Below are 1,631 nucleotides of genomic sequence, written 5' to 3'. Positions count from 1 at the left end.
CCGGCTGCACTCCCGGCTGGACTACCGCCCACCAGCGGAGGCTGAGGCCGCCCACTACGCTGCCCTCAGCGAGGGCATCCCGGAGTCGTGTCCCACATGAAGACGGCAGAGAAGCCGTGACACTTCAGAGAGCATCGCGTCGTTGACGCGATGCTTTCGTTCCACCCCTGTCATCTGCTCCTTGGTCAGCAGCCTGCGCTCGGTCGGACGGGAAGCGATCACCCCGGGCCCCACCCCACCACCCGGACCAGACGCGGTCGACCTGGTGGTCGGCAGCGAGGACAAGGCCGGTACTGCTGCCCTGCAGTTGGTGCGTGAGGCTGGCATCGCACCGACGCAGACATGGATTCTGGCTGCGAGCCGGCGCCGTGCGCAAGCCTTGAGCAGGGTCGCGGCCGACTCCCTGGGCGGGAGCACGGCCATGGCTGCGTTGCTGGGGGCATTGGCCCAGCTGCACGCACCACAACCCGTCTCGCGGCGCCTGGCGGCGGTCCATCAGGTGGAGGGCTTCGTACTGCGGATGCTGCAGTGGCCCGACGAACGCTCTACACACACGCGTCGTGAGCAGTTGGAGCACCTGGGGATCAGCGATGAGCAGTTGCGAGCGCAGGCTTGCCGTCTGCTGAGCGCCTCCAGCGACTGGAGCGACAAGGCGACGTGCGCGAGCAGCGTTCGAACGCTCATGACCGAGTTCGCCGCTGCGCTGCCCATTTCCCTCGTCGACCCCTGGGGACGGAAGGCACAGATCCTCGAGACGGTGTGGGACGGGTGGCAGGCTCGACGCACGGTGTCGGCACCTGGCGAGGACCTTCGCGAAGTGCGGCACAGCCACATCCACGGTGTCAAGGGCGAGGAGTTCGAGGCGGTCATCCTGGCGCTGACCTCGCCCCACAACGACGGGGCACTGGGGCTCGACCACTGGGAAAGTGGCACCGCCAGCGAGCAGCGACGCGTCTTGTACGTCGGTGCGAGCAGGGCGCAACGTCATCTCGTGCTCATCACGCCGACGAGTAGACAAAGTCAAGTCCAACGAGTTCTCGATGCCGCGCGGGTGCGTTACCGAGTGTGCCGAGCCAACTAGCGGTATGGCCAGCCTTCTATACGGTGGCAGCGGTACCAGCATCGACCCGCGCAAGTATCCGCCCCGGGTTCCGTTGTCACCGAACGGTGCAGCAAGTCCTCCTTCCAGGCTGCCTCAGCGGCAAGCCAGGTCCGGTGTCGCCTGATCATGCAGCGGTCCCCAGCGCCGTGCCGGGCCTCGCTCTGCTCCGGCAGGCGAGCACTCAGGAGCGAGGGGGCACCCTGCAGGGGTAGCTCGTTGCGGTGGGCGTGGTGCCGGCGAGCGCTGCGTGGTGCTGGGGAAGGGGCGGCGCTTGCGGGCGGCTGGTGGGGCGTATCGCCTGTGGGTGAGGGTAGGACTGGGCAGGGGTGGTGGGGTAGGGAAGTCGGCCGGTTGGGGTGTGCTGGTACGGGTGTCGTGATTACATCGGTGGGTGTTCGTTTACAGTTCATTTCACTATGAGTTGCGGACTCGGTCAGGCCGTCACAGCTTGGAGACATGATCGAGGCGGCGGTGTCTGAGCGGGTCGAGGAGCTGGTGTCCGACGGGCTGTGGGAGCGGGTGCAGCCGC

At 67.1% G+C, this 1,631-nt stretch carries 1 protein-coding gene; it reads left to right on the top strand.

Annotated elements, in window-relative coordinates:
* Positions 1–181: 181 nt before the first annotated feature.
* Positions 182–1,081, top strand: coding sequence for a 3'-5' exonuclease (locus ACRYR8_RS21140; RefSeq protein WP_432486231.1), 900 nt, complete (start codon positions 182–184; stop codon positions 1,079–1,081).
* Positions 1,082–1,631 lie beyond the last annotated feature (550 nt).

It is taken from the genome of Kineococcus esterisolvens, assembly GCF_050871405.1.
Taxonomy (GTDB): Bacteria; Actinomycetota; Actinomycetes; order Actinomycetales; family Kineococcaceae; genus Kineococcus.
The sequence above is the reverse complement of the archived record's forward strand: the minus strand, read 5'-3'. Positions and strand labels throughout refer to the sequence as shown.